General features: G+C 26.6%; 26 protein-coding genes. 10 read left to right on the top strand and 16 right to left on the bottom strand.

Annotated elements, in window-relative coordinates:
- Nucleotides 1–2: 2 nt before the first annotated feature.
- The 14 genes from virB10 to ADFLV_RS09185 form a co-directional block, all read right to left on the bottom strand.
- The gene (gene virB10, locus ADFLV_RS09250) at nucleotides 3–1,175 is read right to left on the bottom strand and encodes a type IV secretion system protein VirB10 (protein ID WP_129012112.1); all 1,173 of its coding nucleotides are present in this window, start codon (nucleotides 1,173–1,175) and stop codon (nucleotides 3–5) included.
- Nucleotides 1,165–2,049, bottom strand: coding sequence for a P-type conjugative transfer protein VirB9 (gene virB9 / locus ADFLV_RS09245; RefSeq protein WP_129012111.1), 885 nt, complete (start codon nucleotides 2,047–2,049; stop codon nucleotides 1,165–1,167). Before virB9 ends, virB10 begins: the two co-directional genes overlap by 11 nt.
- Nucleotides 2,046–2,765 (bottom strand): VirB8 family type IV secretion system protein, encoded by a 720-nt coding sequence (locus tag ADFLV_RS09240; protein WP_129012110.1) that lies wholly within the window; start codon nucleotides 2,763–2,765, stop codon nucleotides 2,046–2,048. Before ADFLV_RS09240 ends, virB9 begins: the two co-directional genes overlap by 4 nt.
- Nucleotides 2,765–2,932, bottom strand: coding sequence for a hypothetical protein (locus ADFLV_RS09235; RefSeq protein ID WP_164968547.1), 168 nt, complete (start codon nucleotides 2,930–2,932; stop codon nucleotides 2,765–2,767). Before ADFLV_RS09235 ends, ADFLV_RS09240 begins: the two co-directional genes overlap by 1 nt.
- A 112-nt stretch (nucleotides 2,933–3,044) precedes the next feature.
- Entirely contained in the window at nucleotides 3,045–3,989 is a 945-nt protein-coding gene (locus ADFLV_RS09230; protein WP_129012109.1) for a TrbL/VirB6 family protein, read from the bottom strand.
- A gap of 46 nt (nucleotides 3,990–4,035) precedes the next feature.
- The gene (locus ADFLV_RS09225; protein WP_129012108.1) at nucleotides 4,036–4,323 is read right to left on the bottom strand and encodes a hypothetical protein; all 288 of its coding nucleotides are present in this window, start codon (nucleotides 4,321–4,323) and stop codon (nucleotides 4,036–4,038) included.
- Nucleotides 4,324–4,373: 50 nt separating this feature from the next.
- Nucleotides 4,374–5,078: a type IV secretion system protein gene (locus ADFLV_RS09220; RefSeq protein WP_129012107.1), complete on the bottom strand. Its 705-nt coding sequence runs from the start codon at nucleotides 5,076–5,078 to the stop codon at nucleotides 4,374–4,376.
- Between the two features lie 132 nt (nucleotides 5,079–5,210).
- The gene (locus ADFLV_RS09215; RefSeq protein WP_129012106.1) at nucleotides 5,211–5,645 is read right to left on the bottom strand and encodes a cag pathogenicity island Cag12 family protein; all 435 of its coding nucleotides are present in this window, start codon (nucleotides 5,643–5,645) and stop codon (nucleotides 5,211–5,213) included.
- A gap of 56 nt (nucleotides 5,646–5,701) precedes the next feature.
- Nucleotides 5,702–8,467, bottom strand: coding sequence for a VirB4 family type IV secretion/conjugal transfer ATPase (locus ADFLV_RS09210; protein ID WP_129012105.1), 2,766 nt, complete (start codon nucleotides 8,465–8,467; stop codon nucleotides 5,702–5,704).
- 14 nt (nucleotides 8,468–8,481) lie between these two features.
- Nucleotides 8,482–8,781: a TrbC/VirB2 family protein gene (locus ADFLV_RS09205; RefSeq protein ID WP_228712412.1), complete on the bottom strand. Its 300-nt coding sequence runs from the start codon at nucleotides 8,779–8,781 to the stop codon at nucleotides 8,482–8,484.
- 314 nt (nucleotides 8,782–9,095) lie between these two features.
- Nucleotides 9,096–10,187 (bottom strand): hypothetical protein, encoded by a 1,092-nt coding sequence (locus ADFLV_RS09200; protein ID WP_129012103.1) that lies wholly within the window; start codon nucleotides 10,185–10,187, stop codon nucleotides 9,096–9,098.
- On the bottom strand, nucleotides 10,184–10,465 hold the full coding sequence (locus ADFLV_RS09195) for a hypothetical protein (protein ID WP_129012102.1): 282 nt from the start codon (nucleotides 10,463–10,465) through the stop codon (nucleotides 10,184–10,186). The genes ADFLV_RS09200 and ADFLV_RS09195 overlap by 4 nt, the downstream gene beginning before the upstream one ends.
- On the bottom strand, nucleotides 10,465–10,872 hold the full coding sequence (locus ADFLV_RS09190) for a hypothetical protein (RefSeq protein WP_129012101.1): 408 nt from the start codon (nucleotides 10,870–10,872) through the stop codon (nucleotides 10,465–10,467). The genes ADFLV_RS09195 and ADFLV_RS09190 overlap by 1 nt, the downstream gene beginning before the upstream one ends.
- A gap of 2 nt (nucleotides 10,873–10,874) precedes the next feature.
- A complete protein-coding gene (locus tag ADFLV_RS09185) occupies nucleotides 10,875–11,072 on the bottom strand; it encodes a helix-turn-helix domain-containing protein (RefSeq protein WP_129012100.1) in 198 nt (65 codons plus the stop codon).
- Nucleotides 11,073–11,253: 181 nt separating this feature from the next.
- Here ADFLV_RS09185 and ADFLV_RS09180 point away from each other — a divergent pair, with 181 nt between their 5' ends.
- Entirely contained in the window at nucleotides 11,254–11,640 is a 387-nt protein-coding gene (locus tag ADFLV_RS09180; RefSeq protein WP_129012099.1) for a helix-turn-helix domain-containing protein, read from the top strand.
- Nucleotides 11,641–11,947: 307 nt separating this feature from the next.
- On the opposite strand, the gene ADFLV_RS09175 is transcribed toward ADFLV_RS09180, so the two are convergent.
- Nucleotides 11,948–13,030 carry a tyrosine-type recombinase/integrase gene (locus ADFLV_RS09175; RefSeq protein WP_129012098.1) on the bottom strand — a complete coding sequence of 361 codons (1,083 nt, stop codon included), beginning with the start codon at nucleotides 13,028–13,030 and terminating at the stop codon, nucleotides 11,948–11,950.
- Between the two features lie 135 nt (nucleotides 13,031–13,165).
- Here ADFLV_RS09175 and leuB point away from each other — a divergent pair, with 135 nt between their 5' ends.
- Both leuB and ADFLV_RS09165 read left to right on the top strand, forming a co-directional pair.
- Nucleotides 13,166–14,200 (top strand): 3-isopropylmalate dehydrogenase, encoded by a 1,035-nt coding sequence (gene leuB, locus ADFLV_RS09170; protein ID WP_172658821.1) that lies wholly within the window; start codon nucleotides 13,166–13,168, stop codon nucleotides 14,198–14,200.
- 44 nt (nucleotides 14,201–14,244) lie between these two features.
- A complete protein-coding gene (locus ADFLV_RS09165) occupies nucleotides 14,245–15,174 on the top strand; it encodes a DHHA1 domain-containing protein (RefSeq protein WP_014474485.1) in 930 nt (309 codons plus the stop codon).
- Nucleotides 15,175–15,183: 9 nt separating this feature from the next.
- On the opposite strand, the gene ADFLV_RS09160 is transcribed toward ADFLV_RS09165, so the two are convergent.
- On the bottom strand, nucleotides 15,184–15,546 hold the full coding sequence (locus ADFLV_RS09160; RefSeq protein WP_129010542.1) for an HIT family protein: 363 nt from the start codon (nucleotides 15,544–15,546) through the stop codon (nucleotides 15,184–15,186).
- Nucleotides 15,547–15,901: 355 nt separating this feature from the next.
- Between ADFLV_RS09160 and rpmJ the strand changes: the two genes are divergently transcribed.
- The 7 genes from rpmJ to gatA all read left to right on the top strand — a co-directional run bounded on the left by rpmJ (nucleotide 15,902) and on the right by gatA (nucleotide 20,331).
- Nucleotides 15,902–16,015: a 50S ribosomal protein L36 gene (gene rpmJ, locus ADFLV_RS09155; RefSeq protein WP_014474483.1), complete on the top strand. Its 114-nt coding sequence runs from the start codon at nucleotides 15,902–15,904 to the stop codon at nucleotides 16,013–16,015.
- Between the two features lie 5 nt (nucleotides 16,016–16,020).
- On the top strand, nucleotides 16,021–16,389 hold the full coding sequence (gene rpsM, locus ADFLV_RS09150) for a 30S ribosomal protein S13 (protein WP_014474482.1): 369 nt from the start codon (nucleotides 16,021–16,023) through the stop codon (nucleotides 16,387–16,389).
- Between the two features lie 10 nt (nucleotides 16,390–16,399).
- Nucleotides 16,400–16,792 (top strand): 30S ribosomal protein S11, encoded by a 393-nt coding sequence (rpsK, locus tag ADFLV_RS09145; protein ID WP_014474481.1) that lies wholly within the window; start codon nucleotides 16,400–16,402, stop codon nucleotides 16,790–16,792.
- A gap of 10 nt (nucleotides 16,793–16,802) precedes the next feature.
- Complete coding sequence (rpsD, locus tag ADFLV_RS09140) at nucleotides 16,803–17,429, top strand: 30S ribosomal protein S4 (RefSeq protein ID WP_014474480.1); 627 nt, start codon at nucleotides 16,803–16,805, stop codon at nucleotides 17,427–17,429.
- 17 nt (nucleotides 17,430–17,446) lie between these two features.
- Complete coding sequence (locus ADFLV_RS09135; protein WP_014474479.1) at nucleotides 17,447–18,445, top strand: DNA-directed RNA polymerase subunit alpha; 999 nt, start codon at nucleotides 17,447–17,449, stop codon at nucleotides 18,443–18,445.
- Nucleotides 18,446–18,458: 13 nt separating this feature from the next.
- On the top strand, nucleotides 18,459–18,809 hold the full coding sequence (rplQ, locus tag ADFLV_RS09130) for a 50S ribosomal protein L17 (RefSeq protein ID WP_014474478.1): 351 nt from the start codon (nucleotides 18,459–18,461) through the stop codon (nucleotides 18,807–18,809).
- A gap of 160 nt (nucleotides 18,810–18,969) precedes the next feature.
- Nucleotides 18,970–20,331, top strand: coding sequence for an Asp-tRNA(Asn)/Glu-tRNA(Gln) amidotransferase subunit GatA (gatA, locus tag ADFLV_RS09125; protein WP_014474477.1), 1,362 nt, complete (start codon nucleotides 18,970–18,972; stop codon nucleotides 20,329–20,331).
- Nucleotides 20,332–20,344: the final 13 nt, after the last annotated feature.

Here is a 20,344-nt window from a genome sequence, read left to right as displayed (position 1 = left end):
AACTACTTTTTTTCAAGTTTGTAAACTTTTGAAAAATCAACATCTCTATTTACATAAACACCTATTAAATCACCATGTTGTTTATAAATAGTTGGTTTTATATTTATAAATTTTTCAAGAGCAATTGTTGCCATATTTGAAGCATTATCTCTTGTGTTCTCGCTATAATCTATATCATCATCATTATTATTAGAATTTGTTAACTTATAAGCTAAAACATTAAATAAATCATCAACGGCACTTAACATTATTGAACTACCGAATCTCATTAACCATTTATGGTCAATCTCTCCTTCAAGTCCAGATGCTCCAAGTTCATCTGTTGCTCCACTATATAAAGGTATTCTTAAATGATTAGGTGTTCTTACTTCTTGCCAAATAACTAAATATCTACTTGTTCCATCGTTTGTTTCACCACCTTTAAAATTTCCAAAAAGTTTTGAACCTTTTTCTATTAATAGAACATTTCCATTTGAACTGTAAATATTGTTGCTAACTGTACAAGATGTATTTCCTTCAATAGCAGAAACAAATCGTGTATCTAAACTACAACTAATAAAAGAACCTTTTGGCAAAAGTAAATCAGGATTAAATTCATTCATTTTAGCAGCAGTTGGAACAAATGTATCCCCTGTAAAATTTTTATTACTATCTTCTTCTTTAATATTTTGTTGATTAGCAACTAACTCATCTATTTGTTGTTTATAATTGTTCTGCTCTTTGGAATTTAAATCATTATTATTAATAACTAAAGTACCCGTTGAACCTTTTATTATTTTTGCTTTAAAAAGAGGTTCTTTAGGTGTTACTGAAAACATATTGTCAGTAGTTTCTATTTTTTCTTCTTTTTTATCTTCAACTTCTTTAGTTTTCCATTCAGCTGGTGGAAATAATATAGTTTTTTCTAAAGGAATATCTTCTTTTTTTAGAACCTTTACATTAGCCGTCTCTATCTTTTTTACTTCATCTTTTTTATTATAATTAATTATAATATTTTTAAATAATGAATAAATAATCAAAATAGTAACTATAAAACCAAGTATCATAATTATATAAAACTGTAATTTTTTTACAGTTGAATTTTTATTATCAACTAATTCACTTTTATTATGATTCATAATATTTATTTCTTCTTTTTTAATAGATAATTCTTCATTATTAGTATTATTTTCCATTTAGAACTCTTTCTATATTAGGTGAATTAGTATTTTTAAAATCTTCAAGAGGATTAACTCCAAAACTTTTATTTAAAATTCCAATTATTCTCTTACCACTTCTTAAAATCATCTGTTTAGCTGTTTTTTGAATTACTAAAACATCATAATTACCTTCTTTTTTAACATGAGTATTTAAAATACTCTCTTTTTCATTTTCATATAAAAAAATAGAGGGCATATCTTTTGTATTGTCAAATCCAAGATATGTGAATAGACCATCGTCATATGCAAATGAAGGAGCAATACTCTCGCTTTCAGGATTAATATTCATATAATAATCCCAATTTCGAGGAACAGCTGTTCTATTTAATTCTACTTGAATATCTTGCTTTTCAGACTCAGCTTTTGCAAGTTGTTGTTTTATATCTTCTTTTTTTAATTTCTCTAAAGGATAATTAAAAGTAAATTTAAAAAAGCTATTCTTTTCAACATTTAAATCAAGATTAAAGATATATTCTCTTTTATTTGTTAAAACTATTAAATTTGTTTTCCATTCAATCGGAGTTGGTTCAATTATTGTTGTTTTTTTTACTGTTTCACCATATTCATCAACTGCAAAAGTTGATTCATAAGCTTTAGGTTTTATAAATATAAAATTTCTTCTATCTTGAAAATCCCATCCATTTGAAAAACCTGAAGCCATATCAAGAATCCTTTCATCATCTGCAAATTGGATTACTGTTGTATATCCATTTTTTGCATATATTTGAAATACATCATCTTTATTAAAGTCAGTATAAACTACTCTTTTATCAAAAACTGTACTTTTAGGAACTTCTATTGCAAAAAGTATTGTAATTGTTAAAAAATAAATTAAAATTGTTTTTTTCATTTACTTTCCTCTTTTATTTCATCATCTACTCTTTTTATTTCATCATCTATACGATAAGAATTAACTATAAATCCTAAAGGATTTTCTAATCTTTGTTTTGCATTTTGTTTCAAATTTATATATTCATAAGTTAATGTAATAACCTTAGTAATAACAGCAACTGAATTTGTTGTTACATCTTTTTCTTTTAATTCAACTCTTACTGTACTTGTTTTAGTACCATTGCTATCATTTAGAACAATAGATAAAATTTCAGCTTCAATTTCAAATTTATTTTTTAAAGTATCAAGCTTTCCAGTTTTGGTTTCTGTCATTTGTTTTACATATACATTTGATACATCTTTATTTGAATACATTTGAACATTCTCATAATCTTGATTTAAAGTATTATAAAAATATTGTTCTCTAGTTTTTACATATTTACCTATAAAATGTTTATCTAGTGCTTCATCTTTTGTTATAATTTGTTCATCTAAATTTGTTATAATGTCTATAAAGCCATTTTTATCAACTTTAACTACTGCTAAATCAACTCTTTTTAAAGGTATTAATGTTGCTAATGCAATAGCTAACAAAACAGCAACAAATAGAGATGCTCCAGCTACAAGCCAAGCTCTTTTGTTACTACTAATAATTAAATAATTCCGAGAAGTTTCGTAATCTAAAGCATCATCTTCTTTATAATTACTTTCAGTTATATATTTTTTTTCTTTCATTATTTAATCACCTTTTCATTTTCAATAAGTGGATTTTTATTTATTGGTTTCCAATTATTACTATCAAACAATTTTTTATTATTTTCTTCTACAATTTGAGCAGTATTTGTTGTTGCTGCACAACCTGTAAATAAAAAAATTAAAAAACAAAAAATTAAATATTTCATTTTTATCCTTATTATAAATACTAATTAATACTAAATAATATTAATTAACACATAAAAAAAGGTAGAACAAATGTCCTACCTTTTTTATTTATCTAATATTCTAAAACCAATTTTAAAATTTAGAATTAAGCCCTTTCATTTTATTAAGTATAAAATCTGCACCAGCTTTTGGAGCTGAAATTGTCGATTGCATAGTGTTTAATGCATCTTTTCCATTCGTAAAATTATCCTTATTTGTTAAAGATTTTTGGGATAAAGTTTCTATACTAACAGTTCCTATCTTATCTGCAAGAGATATTGCAACTTTTAAAAGCCCAGCAAGAAGAGTTCCCATTATTAAAGCATTAAAACCAATAATTAAAACATCTGAAGTTTGGAAATTATTATCTGCTTTTTGAATAAAATCTCCATATTTCTCAGTAAATTTACTAAGTAATATTCCAACAATATATACGGTTAAAAGATTAGTTATAAATATATTTAACCATTGGGTAAAAACATTTTTGAACCAAGGATATAATGTAGCAAAAATAACAATAGGAGCTATTAATAATAAGATTTTTAATGTTATTCCTGTTGTAACAACAATTAAAAATGATGGTACTATTCCAAACAAGAAACCTAAAAAAACTAAAATTATTGATAATCCTGTTGCAAAGATTGAATGACCAGATTTTAAAAAACTATATTCATGCCAAATTTTTGAAATTAAATTCGTCGTAGCATTAAATTTTTCATCTAGTTCTGCATATAAATTTGTATTTCCCGACATGATATTGTGAAGATTTTCCATACCTGTTTTTATAGTATCTAGGTATCCATTTAAATTTAGAGCTACACCAACTACTAAAACTCTAATCGTAATATCCCAAATCAACTCTTTCACAGGCTCATTAGATTTACCTGCAAAAGACTGATAAGATTTAAACATAATTTGTAGCGTGATTGTTAATCCTACTAAAGTGCTAAGAATTTGTACAACATCTGTATTTGAAGAATTTTTTATAAAATCAAAAAGGGAATCTATCCATACACCTAAGTATTCGAAGAATCCCATTTTTTTAACTTATTTTTATATTCTATTTTCATAAGTTCTCCTTTTTTTAATATTTTGGTGCTTTACCACTTCGTAATTTTAGAGCTTCAATTCCTAAAGCTTCCCATTCATTTGTCTCTTTAAGTTCTTCAAACCATACATTTGCCTTCATCCCATACTCTTTTTCATAGAAATCTTTTGTTTTTTCTACTTCAATAAAAAAGTTTTCAGGTTTAATTGATAACATCTTTTCTTTAAATTCTAGTTTTGCTTTATCTTCTGCACTTTCACCACAACCAGTTAATAATAATAAAATAGCTAATGTTATTGCCGTTCCTAATATAATTTTTTTCATGAATTACCTTCTTTTTTATAATTTAATAATTCATTTTATCTAAATGAATATTAATATTTTGGTTTCACTCCAACTTTTGAAGCAAAATATCTTTCTGTTTGTTCTTGTTCACTTTTATCAACAGCATTATTTTGTTTATCTAACATATCCATTTTCATTTGAACTACTTGCAATTGAGCTATTTCAATATTTATTGCATTTGCAATATCTTGACTTTCTTTTATATCTTCTGTATTTGATACTTTTTTTGATAAATTCTCTAAATTTTGTGCTGATTTATCAACAAGTGTTTTTGTTTGTTGAACTGTCGCTATTGTTGTTACTTCTCTTTCTAGTTTATTTTCACAAGCTTCTTTATTAATACTACTTGAGCATCTATCAAAAACATTGTATTTATCAAATAATTGTCTTGCTTGATTTCCAACCATTGAGTTCTTATTAGCTAATGCAGCACCTAAATCTAAATAATCATTTCCATAAATTTTTGCATAACTTTGTAATCTGTTTAAATCTTGTACAAAGCTTACTGTATCTCTAATACCTGTTTTACTTAATAATTCATCTTCGTAAGCTTTTAACTGGTCTTGATAATGTGTAACAGTATTTGCCCATCTTTCTGCTTCTTTTGCCCATTCTGCAATTGTTTTTATATTCTGAGCCATTGCTTGTGCATTTGCAACTCCATCAATAACAGGAATACCAGCACTAAATAATAACTGTGTACTCAAGATTGCACTTAGTAGATATTTTTTCATTTTTTCTCCATTCTTTTCTGATTTATAACTCTTCGAGTTTTCGGTATGTTTGCCTTATAAAATAGATTACGCATTCGCTTGATCTATTTTATAAGTTTGCCATATCCGACCTAGTTCTTTTTTTCTTGGTTTTTACTTACTAATAGTATTAAAGAAAAGTATATTTACTTTATTATAGTCTTTATGTATAGGTTTTACTGCTTGGAGTTTTATATTAGCTGTAACTTGATTTTCTAAAAAATAGTTTTTATACTCATTTATTAAATCTTCTCTCCCAATTAAAATAATTTCACTTGCGTTATGTCCAACTAAAAATATTTTAGATATATCTTCATTTTTAAAAAGATATTTTCCTTGTTTTTCTGCATGAGCTTGAAAAGTCCAATTTTGTTTGTCTAATATTGGGTCTTTTGGAACTTTAAACTCTTTTGTTAATAAAAATTCTTGATTTATAGTTAATGCACTATCTTTTTGCCATTTAACTGGTTGAGCGTTTGGTATTTTGTTTGAACAACCTGTACCTAAAACTACTAAAGTTGTTAAGCTTAGTAATATTTTTTTATTCATTTTTATTTCTCCATTTCTTTATTAATTTGTTGTTGCTATTTAACATTATTTATTCATTAAATATTTTTATAATAATTTCTAAGTTCATTAACTTTTTCTTCTAAAGAAATATCATTTCTATTAAATATTTCATCAACTTTTTCGACATGAACTATCCCTGTTGAAATTATTGATATATTTTCTTTTCCTAAAGTGCTTAAATCTAGAGTTACAATAGCTGCTTCTTTTCCTCTTTTTATCAAAAATGGGTACATGCCTGTATTAAAATTTTTAATTATGTTAAATTCTTCTTCTGTACAAGATAAACCTTCAACATAATCATCTTTATTAGCTTTTTCATTTGGAAAGAAAATATGTGTAGATGTTTGTTCAACTATTGCTCTTGCAATTTTTAATTTTAAAACATCTTCCACAGATTGAGAAGCCATACCTATAAAACCATTTTCTTTTCTAATAGTTTTTAGTTTATTAAAAATTTCTTCTTGAATAAGAAGATTTGCAAACCATTGCCAAAATTCATCTGCAATTAATCCAAACCTTCTACCATCAATTAAATTTGTTACTCTCCATAAAATATAAAAACTTAAAGGAGCTGATACATCAGGGTCATTTAAAAATTCTGTTCCATCTATTCCAAAAATATTAATATCATCAGGAAAATCTAATAAATCATTTTCGTTATCAAATACCCATCCATATTTTGCACCTTTCTTCCATAATGAGAATCTTTGTTTTAAAGAATTTTCATCAGTGTTATCATCCGTTAAGTTTTCTAAGAGTAAAGAAATGCCGTACTTTCTTTTAGATAATGGAATAAAATCCATGATAAAATCAATAGCATTTGCAAGTTCTTTTTCTTCACTTGTTTTTAATACTTCTCCGTTTGCTGTAACAAGAATTTTCATTAATATTTGTAAATTTCTTTTATTGTTTTTAGTATTTTCAATCATAAATGGATTAAATCCTGTTTCAAGTCCATTTTGAATATTGATATATCTTCCTCCAGCACTTAAAATATTCCCTTTAGCACCATAATCTTTATCCAAATAAACTAAAGTCATCTTTTTTAAATTATCAGGAATATTTTTAGGAAAAGTTTCTTTATTTGCAAACTTCAGCAATTGATTATTTAGAAATTGTAACATTGCTGTTTTTCCACCACCACTTTGTCCTAAAACTAAAAAATTACCTAATGTGAACTCGCCAAAATCATTTTTGGATTTTTCAGCATGAATATTGAAATAGTATATTTGTTTTGAAGGAGTTTTTAATATCGTTATCGCATCTCCCCATTGGTTGTTTTTTTTTCTACCTTTTGCAAAATTATGCAAAGCTATTAAACTTGCAAAATTTTCATTTGTTACTGGACTAACACGAGGTCTTAAACCAAAATTGCAAGGTATTTGTGAAAAATAACTAGAAGGAAGTGCTATATCTGCAAGAATAACTTGTAATCCAATATCTTGCAAACAAGTAATTACTTTATTTGTATTAGATTTTGTTTCTTCAATAGTTTCACCAAAAACCGATAAAGAAAAATGGTAGTTACCAAAGCATAAATCACCATTCGTTAATCTATCAAGAGCTATATCAAACTCAGCTTCTTGAGTAATACTATCATCATCAGTTGATTTAAAATGTTTTTTTTGCTTTTTTAATTTTTCTTTTGCTTTATTTCTTTGCATTGGAGTAAAGGATTGTGTAAGGGTATAATTTACATCCAAATACATCAAAATGTCTAAAATCCCTGTAAAAGTTATTGAAGTATAATCTTTTATTTCAATTAGTTGTGCAAATTTTTTAGTTCCATCAATATAATTAAGTTGAACTAAATCATTTGAAAACTGTATATTTTTTAAAGAACCTATAAGATATTCAGAAACAGGTGTATTTAATGCTCTTACTTTTTGAAATTTACCTCCCAATAAATAATTATAAAGTTCTAATTGTGTTGAAAAAGTTTTACCTTCTTTCTCATATATTTTTAATTTTTTAGCAACAAATTTACTTAAATTTGCTTCTAATCTATTAGAATAATCATGAAATTTAGAAATATAATTTAAAAGTTCTTTTCTTGATTTTTCTGGTGAAGAACTTAAAAATTTACTTTTTTCTAGATTATTTAAAAATGGATTATAAATCATTGTTAAATATAAATCTGTTGATTTACTATTACCTTTTGAAAAAGACAGATAATATAAATCATTTATTTCTTGTAAATAAGAATTATCATATTTTGCTTTCAAATCTGTATCTATATCAAACCTTGTAGAATGGAAATAAAAACTTACAGGTTCACTTGAAAACGATTGAAAAACATTTGCTAATAATATTTTTATAAAATCTTGATTCTCATCAGATTCTACCTCAAAACTAATTCCTTGAATCTTCCACGAACTAACCAAATTGAAATCTTTTGTTAATACAATATCTTTTTTTATCAAAGATGAAAAAGGTATGAATTTTTCAAAAGTAGGGTTAGAATCTAATCCTAAAATTGATAATGTTGGAAATCCTACATTTTTATTCATTTTTCTATACTCCATACTTGAATATGATTTTACACCATAATATTTTTTATTTAAGGTAGGTGTTTTAGTTTTAAAAGATTGAAAAAGCAAATTGAACATATAATCATCTTGCATAACAATAAATTTCATGACTAGTATTACAGGTATGACAAAAAACATATATATAATATTAGTCCAAACTGAAACAAGTGCAAAAATTGATATAACTAAGATTAAAGGATAAATTGGAACACCATATAACATAGCAGGTCTAGTCATACCTTTAAATAATATTTCAGGTTGCTTTGCCATAAAATAAACCTTACTTAACTAACAAATGAAGCAAAAACTCCACCAATCGCAGTAGCAGAAGCTAATAAACCAGCTCCAACAATAATTTTTGTCATCTCATCAATTGGACGACCTTTGTGCATAACCTGATAAGATACATAAGCAATTAATACAGTAATAGTAATACCAGCAACTGCAAAAAGTGCTGTTTTTATTGATTCTAATACATTTGTAGCGCCATCTGTACTAATTGATGCTCCCCAAAGTAAATTTGGTAATATCATAAGAGCTAATAACATCATAATTTTTCTTTTCATTCTTTTCCTTTTATTTATTTTTTTAGTGTTTATTAAGTTATTATTTTTAATAATAAAAATTCATCTTCTTTTCTCCTTATAATTGATTTTAATTAACTCTAAAAATTAGAATTAACACAAATCAAAATACGCTTAATTAATTTAAATATCTAATAAGTAGATTAACTACTTATTTTTCTGATAAAATGTAACTCCTACTCCAAATCTAAGATTTTTGCCTTAGTTCCAGTCTTTCAAGTTACTGTTTATGCTTAGGGTGAATCTTGTTTTATACTCCTATCACTTCCACATAGTCGGAGTTTTGTTTTAATTAAAAATTTATAATTAGGTAATCAGGAAGAGTTATTTTTTGAATTATGGGTATTAATTAATTCTTGATAATTTTTTATTGCTTGGTTATAGTTATCTAGTAGTTCTTTATTTTGTTTTGTATAGAAATAAGATGAATGTAAATAGTATTTTATTTTTTCATCTGAAATTATGTATTTTTTAGAAAAATTTTTATCTTTTGATTGATAAGTTGCTAGGAAAATATTATTTGTAAATATTAAATCTTTGAAGTATAAAATATTTTTTTGGTAGAAATTTTCATTTTCATTTTGTTCTAAAGATATAGTTAGTGTTTCAAGAATATCTTTTTGTTCTTTTTTTACCAGAGCTTCATAATATTTATCTACACCATTGAAACTATTATTTGAAATTGATTTAATTATTGATTTTTTATAAGCTTCTTTATTTTCAATAATTCCTTCATCTATTTTATTTTGAACTTTAGAAGTATTCATTATATAAGTTGCAACTTTTTCTATATCTTCAAGAGGAACTTGAGAATTTTCTGTATTAGATGCATTTATCTTATTACTTAAATTTTTTAATCTATTTGCTAGATTATCTTTAGATATATTTCCTTCTTCATTTAATCTTTGTAGTTCTGCAAGTTCTTTAGCTATATTTTCTTTTTCATCTTCTTTATCTTCATATTTGACATCATTAAAGAACTCATCATGCTCTTTTAAATATTGTTCTTTTTTCCATTCTAAATCTAAAGTCATATAAACAATTTGTTTACCTTTTGGTCCTACATATTCCCTTTTTAGAAGTCCAATTTTTTCTAATGATTTTTTTATATTTGCAACAGTTATGATTGCATTTTTCATTTTTTCATTTTTAAATTTTATTTTTTCATCATCTTCTATTTTTTCATATTTTTCATAAGCTTTTGAACCTTTTTCAAAATTTCCGAATCCACAATAAAATGCAATTACTCTATTAGAAGGAAATGAATTTGATTGTCTATCTTTTATATCTGCATGAGATAAGATAGCAGCTACAACTTTTAGTTGTCCTTCATTTAAATATCTAAAGAACCAAGGCTCAATTTGTATAGGTCTAGTTTTAGGTTTTATAATTTTTAATTTATTCATTTTTTTATGTTTCTTTCCCAATTCACAAAATCAAGTGTCATATCCTTTTTTAAGAGACCAATATCCTCTAGTGATTTTTTTATGTTTGAGACAATTTTAATATCATTGAATCCACCAAAAAAAGCGATACTTTTATCTGATAAAGGAAAAGAAGATTTTTGTTGATTAGAAGCTAATATCGCTCCTATAACTTTTAGTTGTTCTTCATTTAAATATCTAATAAAGTTTTTATCTATTAAAATAGGTTCTATATGAGAAAAACTATGTTTATTTTCCATTAGCTTATAGCCTTTACTTTTTCACTATATAAATAATTTGTTACTTCATCGGGGTCAAAAATTATTATTTTTCGTCCACCTTTTTCATTAAAGCTACCTGTTAGTTGAATAAATGGAAGTTGTCTAGCTCTTCTTCTCTCATCTATCGTTCTTTCAGAAAGTCCAGTAAGTTTTGAAAGAGTTTTTTTATCACAAGTTATAGGTTTCATTTTGTCAGCTAGAAGGAAAAAATGTAAAATTAAATTTATTGGATTTTCATCTTCTTTTTGTTTTTTTAGTTCTTCTACAAAAGTTTTAGTCAGCTTACTCGTTGAATATCTAATAATTATTTGATTAATGAGAGTTTCTTCAATTTTTAAATTTTTAAGCATATTTTCTAAGCTATTATTTGTCTCATATAGTTTCATTTTTAATTACCTGATTTTTTCTTTTCATTTGTAGAAGATAAAGTTTTAATAAACTTTGAAACTATTTCTAGGTCATATCTATATACTCTTCCAATTTTGGTGTAAGGCATATTTTTTGTTTTTCTTAATTGTTCTACTTCATAGACAGATAAATTAAGTCTTACAGCTAATTCTTCTTTAGTGAGTAGATTTTCATTCATTTTTATCCTTTTTTATTATTTTTATGAAATAAACCTACACCTATAAAAGAGTATGAAAATCCACTTTTTAATGGATTTTTAGGTATCCTTAAAGGCTAAAATGTAAATAAATGTAAGTTTATTAACTTATTGAATAATTATATTCAAAACAATAATAAATGTCAATAGGATTATTAATATAATGAGTATAAATAATAACTTTCTTAATATTAGGAAGATTTTGGGATTAAATCAAACTGAATTTGCTGAAAAATTGGAAACTTCACAAAATTTAATCTCAAAATATGAAAAAGGTCAAGTTGAATTGCCATTTAAGATTATTAATAATTTGAATAAAGTATTCAATATAAATATAAATTGGCTATTGACAAATACAGGTAATATGTTTAGAACTAATGAAACGCCTAAAAAAGATATAAATGATACTTCTAATTTATTAGTTGAAAATAAATCTTTATTTAAAGATGAATTACTTAATGATATACAGAAACTTTCTCAAAAACGACAAGAATATTATTATCATAGAATAAAAGCTGATTTAATTGAAGATGAGTTGAAAAGCGATTAATATAAATAAAAATTGCTTTGAAGGATTAATCATTTTAGAAAAAACATGATATAATTCTTCCATGAAACAAAGGTTTCCTTTTTTCAGGAGTGATGACCTGAATAGAGAGAATCATAGAAAGGTAGAGCTTTATAGCTTTACCTTTTTTTTTGCTGGGTGGTTTGGTAAGAATGTAAATTCTGGGGAAAGTGGGATTCTCTCAAAAGGAGTACCTTTGTTTCAAAAATTAGTAATACTACTTTTGATATGCTTAATATTTGCTATTAAGTTATATTGATAAAAGGGGGACTTCATCACTCCCCTGGTATTACTTCAAAGTATCAAAAACTTTTTTAATTCCTTGTGCTGCAACTTTTTGTTGAACTTTTGCATATCTTCTTGTGGGTCTAGTAGAACTATGTCCTAATATAGCTGCTACAACTTCCATACTATTATCTGTGTTATTTAAAGATATTTCTCCAATTAAATGTCTTAAATCATGTATTCTCATACTTTTATTAATATTTGCTTCTTTAAGTATTCTATCCCAAGCCCATCTAAGATTTTTTATTTTTTCCCCTGTTACTAAAGATTTAAATACATATCCATCTTTATCTTCTATATTTATAAAGATATTATAGAGCTCATCAGTCATTTCATAACTCATATTCTTTTTTGCTTTGTTTATTTCATATTTAATAGTATAAGTTCTTTTTTCAAAATCTATCATATCCCAAGTTAAATTTAAAACTTCTCCAGTTCTTCTTCCATGTAATAAAAAAGTAAATATGTCTTTATATAAAGGTTCTTTAAAATTTATTATTGTATTGAATAATCTTTTTGATTCTACAAAATCTAAAGGATATTCTCTTGTATTATCGTATTTTGGTTTATCTACAAGTATTACAGGATTATTTGTTGTAATTTTATATTTAATCGCAAATTTGAAAAGAGCTGATAAATCTGCAAGATAGTTATCAACACTTTTAGGAGATTTTGTCTTTAATAGTTCATTTGCAAATAGTTGTATATTATATGTTTGAATAGAATTTATTTTTAGGTTTTCAAATCTTGATTTAAAATGACAATTGTAAGTGCTTTTTTTACTTGTTAAAGTTTTTTTAGATACAGATTTTGAATCTATTATATGATTAAAATATAATTCCCATAATTGTTTAAAAGTTAAATCTTTTTTTATATATGTATTATTTTCAATCTCACTTTTCATCTCTTCTTTTTTCAAAAAAGCAATTTTTGCATTTGTTTTAAATTCATCATTTTCATAACCAATGATTTTTCTATATTTCTTTTTATTGATTGTAAATGTTGCTAAAAATACTTTACCTTTTTGACTATCACTATAGTAACTTATTCCAGGATAATTAGTCTTTGTTGTTTTTGGTATTGCCAAAGGTGTCCTTTTAGGTGTCTTTTTTAAATGTAAATTAATGTAAATTTATAAGTTGTATATTATAGTATATGAACTTATGAATACTATAAAATAGGCTTTTTTAGTAAGAATTGGAAGTTTATGTAAATATAAGACATAAAGATAGGACCAGAAATCGTTGATGAGGCAATAAAAGTATTAAATGCAGCAGCAAAAAAATGTAATTTTGAATTAAATTATAAAGAATATCTAATGGGTGGTATTGCTATTGATACTACAGGTGTTCCATTACCACAAGAGACAGTTGATGGAGTTTTAAATTCTGATGCTTGTTTGTTTGGTGCAATTGGTGGAGAAAAATGGGATACACTTCCTAGAGAATTAAGACCTGAAACTGGATTATTAAAATTTAGAGAAGAAATGGGTGTTTACGCAAACTTAAGACCTGCAATTATCTATGATGAATTAGTAAATGCATCAACTTTAAAACCTGAAGTAATTACTGGCGTAGATATTATGATTGTAAGAGAGTTAATTGGTGGTATTTACTTTGGTAAACCAAGAGAGAATGATGGATTTAAAGCATTTAATACAATGGTATATACAAAACCAGAAATTGTAAGAATTGGTAAAACAGCATTTGAACTTGCAATGAAAAGAGATAAAAGAGTTTGTTCAGTAGATAAAGCAAATGTTTTAGAAGTTTCTCAACTTTGGAGAGATACTATGAATGAATTATCAAAAGATTACCCAGAAGTAACTTTAAGTCATATGTATGTAGATAACGCAGCAATGCAACTTGTAAGAAACCCAAAACAATTTGATGTTATTGTAACAGGAAATATTTTTGGAGATATTCTATCTGATACAGCATCAATGGTAGTTGGTTCGATTGGATTACTTCCATCAGCATCAACAGGAGATAAAACAGCAATATATGAACCAATACATGGTTCAGCACCAGATATAGCAGGGATGGGAATAGCAAATCCATTGGCAACAATAGTAAGTGCAGCAATGATGCTAAGATATTCTTTAAATGAAGAGAAAGCAGCAGATTTAATAGAAGAATCAATAAAATCAGTGTTAAAAGATGGATATAGAACAAAAGATTTAGCAGCATATGATGCAAAAGAAGTTTTAAATACTTCTGCTATGGGCGATGTCATTGTTAAATATATTAATAAATAATTTTTTATGATAAAATAAATAAATTATAAATTTCAGGATTAATTATGAGTGAAAAAAAATATAGATTAGTTACTAGAAGTGATATGGATGGTTTAGTTTGTGGTACTTTACTTAAGTATTTAAATATTATTGATGAAATAGCATTTGTTCATCCAAAAGATATGCAAGATGGAAAAATAAAAATTACAAAAGATGATATAACAACGAATCTTCCATATGTTGATGGTGTATATTTAGCATTTGATCATCATTTTAGTGAAACATTAAGAAATGAGAAAAAAGACAATCATATTATTAATCCTGATGCTCCAAGTGCAGCACAAGTTGTTTATGAATATTACGGAGGAGATGAAGTTTTCCCTGGATATTTTACTGCAATGATGAATGGAGCAAATAAAGCGGATTCTGCTGATTTTACGCAAGATGATATTTTAAAGCCTAGAGGTTGGGCATTATTAAGCTTTTTAATGGATTCTAGGACTGGACTTGGAAGATTTAGAAATTTTAGAATTTCAAATTATCAATTAATGATGGATTTAATTGAATATTGTGCAAGACATAATATTGATGAAATTTTAGATTTACCTGATATAAAAGAAAGAATAGATTTATATTTTAAATATGAAAAAGATTTTGTAGAGCAATTAAAAAGATGTACTACTATCAAAAATAATTTATTAATAATAGATTATAGAAATGAAGAAATAATTTATCCTGGAAATAGATTTATGGTATATGCAATGCATCCAGAGCAAAATATTTCTATTCATGTTGTTTGGGGAAAAGATAAACAAAATATTGTATTTAGTACAGGAAAATCTATTATAAATAAAAGTTCAAAAACAAATGTTGGTGAATTGATGCTTAAGTATAATGGTGGAGGGCATAAAGCAGCAGGCGGTTGTCAGATTGATACAGATAAAGCAGAAGTAGTTTTAGAAGAGTTAATAAAACAAATTAATCAAGATGGTTAAAAAGAAGTTTTAAAACTTCTTTTCTAAAATTTTATAAAATTCTTCAAAAGAGGGTAAATTTAAATTTGACTCTCTTTGTTTTTTCCCCCACATTGATTCTGGGAAAAAAGAATCTTCTTTAAATCTTGCCATAATATGAAAATGCACATGAGGAACATAGTTTCCAAAAGATGCTATATTTATTTTTTCGGGTTTAAAATAATTAATCATCTCTTTTTCTATTAAGTCTAAGTATTTCCAAATCTCTTTTTTTGTAGTTTCATTACAATATGAAAATTCTTTTATAGGCTCATTTGTAAATACTTTTAACCATGGAATTTCTGATGGTTCAATTTCTATTTTTATTAACTCATTTTTAAAAAGCTCTAACACAAGAAGTCCTTTATTAATTCAAATTTTTTGAATATTACAATAATTAAAATTAAATAAATTAAAAACATATATCTTCAACTTGCTTTAAGTAAAAATTAATTATAATCCGAATCCATTTTTTCAACCATTGAGGAAGTTTTTGTAAAATAATTATATTTTATAAAGAGTTGGGCAGAAACAGAAAAAAGCAATTAGTTTTTAATATATTAAAAACTCTTAGCTTGGCTCCACAAATTTTTAGATTTTAAGTCTAAAATTTAGTGTGAACTACAGAAAAGCAAAGTTTTGCTTTTTTCATTAAGTAGTTCTTCCCTGTTGAAAATTGGTAATAACACAAATAAAGAGGACAAGACTTATGAAAGTAAGAGCTTCAGTAAAAAAAATGTGTGATAAATGTAAGGTTATCAAAAGAAGAGGTGTCGTAAGAGTAATCTGCGAAAACAAAAAACACAAACAAAGACAAGGATAAGACACATGGCAAGAATCGCGGGTGTTGATTTACCAAATAAAAAGAGAATGGAATATGCTTTAACGTATATTTACGGAATCGGATTACATAACTCTAGATTAATTTTAGATGCAGTTGGTATTGATTACAATAAAAGAGCATTTGAATTATCTGAAGATGAAGCAGCAACAATTAGAAAAGAAATCCAAGAAAACTACATGGTAGAAGGGGATTTAAGAAAAAAAGTTGCAATGGATATTAAAGCTTTAATGGACTTAGGATCATATAGAGGGTTAAGACATAGAAAAGGTTTACCTTGTAGAGGGCAAAAAACAAAAACAAATGCCAGAACTAGAAAAGGTAAAAAGAAAACTGTTGGTGCAGCAACTAAATAAGGGATTGTAGATGGCAAAAAGAAAAGTTACTAGAAAAAAAATTGTAAGAAAAAATATTGCTGACGGTATCGTACATATTGCTGCAAGTTTTAATAATACAATGGTTACAGTTACAGATAATGCAGGAAACGCAATCGCATGGTCAAGTGCTGGAAATTTAGGATTTAAAGGTTCTAAAAAATCAACTCCATTTGCTGCACAAGCTGCAGTTGAAGATGCAATGAATAAAGCAATGGAACACGGAATTAAAAACGTTGGGATTAAAATTCAAGGACCAGGTTCAGGTAGAGATACAGCTGTTAAAGCAGTAGGTTCTATGGATGGAGTTAGAGTTACTTGGTTAAAAGATGTTACACCATTACCACACAATGGTTGTAGACCTCCTAAAAGAAGAAGAGTGTAAGGAGTAAATAATGGCAAGATACAGAGGACCAGTAGAAAAAATCGAAAGAAGACTTGATGCGGATCTTGGACTAAAAGGTGAGAGAAGATTATCAGGTAAAAGTGCTTTAGAAAAAAGACCATTTGCTCCAGGACAACACGGACAAAGAAGAGCTAAAATTTCTGAGTACGGATTACAATTAAGAGAAAAACAAAAAGCTAAATTTATGTATGGTGTTTCTGAAAAACAATTCAGAAAATACTTTAAAGAAGCTGCAAGAAGAGAAGGTAATACAGGGGCTAACCTAATTACTTTAATCGAACAAAGATTAGATAATGTTGTATTTAGAATGGGATTTGCTACAACTAGAGCAAATGCAAGACAATTTACAACACATGGACATATCTTAGTAGATGGAAAAAAAGTTGATATCCCTTCTTACATTGTAAGACCAGGGCAAAAAATTGAAATTAAAGAAAAATCAAAATCTAATCCTCAAGTTGTAAGAGCATTAGAATTAACAAATCAAACTGGTATGGTTGATTGGGTTAATGTTGATAAAGATAAAGTATTTGGAATTTTCACAAGAATCCCAGCTAGAGAAGAAGTTGTTATTCCTGTTGAAGAGAGATTAATAGTAGAGTTATATTCTAAATAATAAGTAAAAGGTAGCTAATGAAAAAATTTGCAGAAACTCCGTTTTTACCAACTGAAGTTGAAATAGAGGCTATCAGTGATAATGAGGCTAAAATATCAGCATATCCATTTGAGGATGGTTTTGCAATTACTTTAGCACACCCTTTGAGAAGACTTTTGTTAAGTTCTTCGGTTGGCTATGCACCAATTGCAGTGAAAATTGAAGGTGCTTCTCATGAGTTTGACTCATTAAGAGGTATGCTAGAAGATATAGCTATTTTTGTTATAAATTTAAAGAATATTAAGTTTAAAATAAATGGTGATAAAGAGCAAGTAGTAGTTGAGTATTCATTCAATGGACCAAGAGGAATTAAAGGTGAAGATCTTATTAATTCTGATGTTGAAGTTGTATCAAAAGATGCTCACTTAGCTACAATTAATAGTGATTGTAATTTAACATTTTCAGTTATTATTCAAAAAGGTATTGGTTATATGCCAAGCGAAGACATTAGAGATATTGTTGGTGCTGATTATATTCCAATTGATGCTTTCTTTACACCGGTTAAAAAAGTGGTTTATGATATTGAAAAAATGTTAGTTGAAGATAATCCTAACTTTGAAAAAGCTGTATTTACAGTACAAACAAATGGACAAATATCTCCAATAACTGCATTTAAAGAAGCAGTTTCAGTTATGTACTCACAAATGTCAGTATTTAACAAAGTATTTGATTTATCTGAAGTAACAGTGAGTGAAAGTGGTGAAGAGCCAGTTGAACTTAAAGAATTAGTTATCAAAATTGATGATTTAAATTTAAGTGCTAGAAGTTTCAATTCTTTAGATAGAGCTGGACTAAAATACTTAGGTGAATTAGTACTTATGAGTGAAGTTGAAGTAAAAAATATTAAGAATCTTGGGAAAAAATCTTATGATGAGATTGCTGAAAAATTAGAATCTTTAGGATACCCAGTTGAAAATACACTTCCAGAAAATGTTGCTTCTGCATTAAGAAGAAAATTAGAGCAACTAAAAGCATAATTAAGGGTTTAATATGAGACATAAGCATGGATATAGAAAGTTAAGTAGAACTTCTTCTCATAGAAAAGCATTGTTAAAAAATATGGCAATTGCAATCATTGAAAGAGAAAAAATCGAAACAACTGTACCTAAAGCAAAAGAATTAAAAAGATATATTGAAAAATTAGTAACTGTTGCAAGAAATGCTGATTTAAATACACATAGATATGTATTTGCAGCTTTACAAAGTAAAGAAGCTACTAAAAAATTAATTAATGAAATTGCACCAAAATACGAAGGTAGAAATGGTGGATATACTTCTATAGTAAAAACTAGAATAAGAAGAGGTGATGCTACACCAATGGCATTCATCTCATTTGTATAATAGTTTTTTATTTTTAATTTGAAAGGGATAGAATTAAGTTTCTATACCTTTTTTTTATTCTCAAATTAATTTCTTAAAAATCTTTTCCTAACCTTTTTTTAATTAACTTTTTGATATTATTTCGCGCAATACTACAACTGTAAAATCATAGGAGAACCGATTGATAACTCTAAAAGAAGCACTAACTTTAGGTAGTGATGATATAAAAAAATTAAGAGATGATTTAACTTCAAAAATAAAAGAAAACAATATAGGTGCTTATGTTGAACAATTAGTTTCGACAGAAATTTCAAAAACTGGTGCAGGTATACCAATCGCTATTAAAGATAATATTAATGTTAAAAATTGGGAAATTACTTGTTCTAGTAATATTTTAAAAGGCTATATTTCACCATATAATGCAACTGTAATTAATAAATTAGAAAAAGCTGGATTATCTCCTTTTGGAAGAACAAATATGGATGAATTTGCAATGGGAAGTTCTACTGAATCTTCTTGTTATGGAAAAACATTAAATCCTATTGACAATACAAAAGTTCCAGGTGGAAGCTCAGGTGGTTCAGCTGCAGCAGTTGCTGCTGGAATTGCTATTGCAGCACTTGGTACAGATACAGGTGGAAGTATTAGACAACCTGCAGCTTATTGTGGGTGTGTTGGAATGAAACCAACTTATGGAAGAGTTTCAAGATATGGAATAACTGCTTATTCATCTTCACTTGATCAATGTGGACCAATTACTCAAAATGTTGAAGATGCAGCAATTTTATATGATATTATTTCTGGATATGATCCAATGGATTCAACTTCTGCAAATATTGAATATGAAGCAGTTACTCCTAGATTAGATTCAAATAAAAAATTAACTATTGCAGTTATTGATAATTTTGTATCACAAGCTAGTCCAGCAATTCAAAAAGGTTTTTCAAAAGCAATAAGTGCTTTAGAAAAAGCTGGACATAAAATAATTCATAAAAATATGTTAGATACAGATAAAATAGTTTCAACTTATTATATTGTAGCAACTGCAGAAGCAAGTGCAAATTTGGCTAGATTTGATGGTGTTAGATTTGGAAATAGAAAAGGTGAAGGTGGACTTAAAGATATGTATGTTCAAACAAAATCACAAGGTTTTGGTTCTGAAGTACAAAAAAGAATTATGTTAGGTTCTTTTGTATTAAGTTCTGGATATTATGATGCTTATTATATAAAAGCTCAAAAAGTAAGACATTTAATTAAAGATGAATATTCAGCAATCTTTGCAGAAGCTGATTTAATATTATCTCCAGTTGCACCAACAACTGCACCTGAATTTGGTTCATTTAAAACATCATTAGAGATGTATTTGAGTGATATTTATACAATTTCTATTAATCTTGCTGGACTTCCAGCTATCTCTTTACCTGTTGATAAAGATGAAAATGGAATGCCTGTGGGATTACAATTTATTGCAAAAGCTTATGATGAACAAACTTTGTTTGATGGTGCTTTATCTTTAGAAAAAGCAATTAACTATATAAAATAAATATTAACCAGGA

Origin of the sequence: Arcobacter defluvii, assembly GCF_013201725.1 — a bacterium.
GTDB classification, from domain to species: Bacteria; Campylobacterota; Campylobacteria; order Campylobacterales; family Arcobacteraceae; genus Aliarcobacter; species Aliarcobacter defluvii.
This window is presented reverse-complemented; position numbering and strand designations above follow the sequence as displayed.

Excerpts from the sequence above, each read along its gene's own strand:
- virB10 (WP_129012112.1), bottom strand. The coding sequence starts at position 1,175 with ATGGAAAATAATACTAATAATGAAGAATTATCTATTAAAAAAGAAGAA.
- virB9 (WP_129012111.1), bottom strand. The coding sequence starts at position 2,049 with ATGAAAAAAACAATTTTAATTTATTTTTTAACAATTACAATACTTTTT.
- ADFLV_RS09240 (WP_129012110.1), bottom strand. The coding sequence starts at position 2,765 with ATGAAAGAAAAAAAATATATAACTGAAAGTAATTATAAAGAAGATGAT.
- ADFLV_RS09235 (WP_164968547.1), bottom strand. The coding sequence starts at position 2,932 with ATGAAATATTTAATTTTTTGTTTTTTAATTTTTTTATTTACAGGTTGT.
- ADFLV_RS09230 (WP_129012109.1), bottom strand. The coding sequence starts at position 3,989 with ATGGGATTCTTCGAATACTTAGGTGTATGGATAGATTCCCTTTTTGAT.
- ADFLV_RS09225 (WP_129012108.1), bottom strand. The coding sequence starts at position 4,323 with ATGAAAAAAATTATATTAGGAACGGCAATAACATTAGCTATTTTATTA.
- ADFLV_RS09220 (WP_129012107.1), bottom strand. The coding sequence starts at position 5,078 with ATGAAAAAATATCTACTAAGTGCAATCTTGAGTACACAGTTATTATTT.
- ADFLV_RS09215 (WP_129012106.1), bottom strand. The coding sequence starts at position 5,645 with ATGAATAAAAAAATATTACTAAGCTTAACAACTTTAGTAGTTTTAGGT.
- ADFLV_RS09210 (WP_129012105.1), bottom strand. The coding sequence starts at position 8,467 with ATGGCAAAGCAACCTGAAATATTATTTAAAGGTATGACTAGACCTGCT.
- ADFLV_RS09200 (WP_129012103.1), bottom strand. The coding sequence starts at position 10,187 with ATGAATAAATTAAAAATTATAAAACCTAAAACTAGACCTATACAAATT.
- ADFLV_RS09195 (WP_129012102.1), bottom strand. The coding sequence starts at position 10,465 with ATGGAAAATAAACATAGTTTTTCTCATATAGAACCTATTTTAATAGAT.
- ADFLV_RS09190 (WP_129012101.1), bottom strand. The coding sequence starts at position 10,872 with ATGAAACTATATGAGACAAATAATAGCTTAGAAAATATGCTTAAAAAT.
- ADFLV_RS09185 (WP_129012100.1), bottom strand. The coding sequence starts at position 11,072 with ATGAATGAAAATCTACTCACTAAAGAAGAATTAGCTGTAAGACTTAAT.
- ADFLV_RS09180 (WP_129012099.1), top strand. The coding sequence starts at position 11,254 with ATGAGTATAAATAATAACTTTCTTAATATTAGGAAGATTTTGGGATTA.
- ADFLV_RS09165 (WP_014474485.1), top strand. The coding sequence starts at position 14,245 with ATGAGTGAAAAAAAATATAGATTAGTTACTAGAAGTGATATGGATGGT.
- rpmJ (WP_014474483.1), top strand. The coding sequence starts at position 15,902 with ATGAAAGTAAGAGCTTCAGTAAAAAAAATGTGTGATAAATGTAAGGTT.
- rpsM (WP_014474482.1), top strand. The coding sequence starts at position 16,021 with ATGGCAAGAATCGCGGGTGTTGATTTACCAAATAAAAAGAGAATGGAA.
- rpsK (WP_014474481.1), top strand. The coding sequence starts at position 16,400 with ATGGCAAAAAGAAAAGTTACTAGAAAAAAAATTGTAAGAAAAAATATT.
- rpsD (WP_014474480.1), top strand. The coding sequence starts at position 16,803 with ATGGCAAGATACAGAGGACCAGTAGAAAAAATCGAAAGAAGACTTGAT.
- ADFLV_RS09135 (WP_014474479.1), top strand. The coding sequence starts at position 17,447 with ATGAAAAAATTTGCAGAAACTCCGTTTTTACCAACTGAAGTTGAAATA.
- rplQ (WP_014474478.1), top strand. The coding sequence starts at position 18,459 with ATGAGACATAAGCATGGATATAGAAAGTTAAGTAGAACTTCTTCTCAT.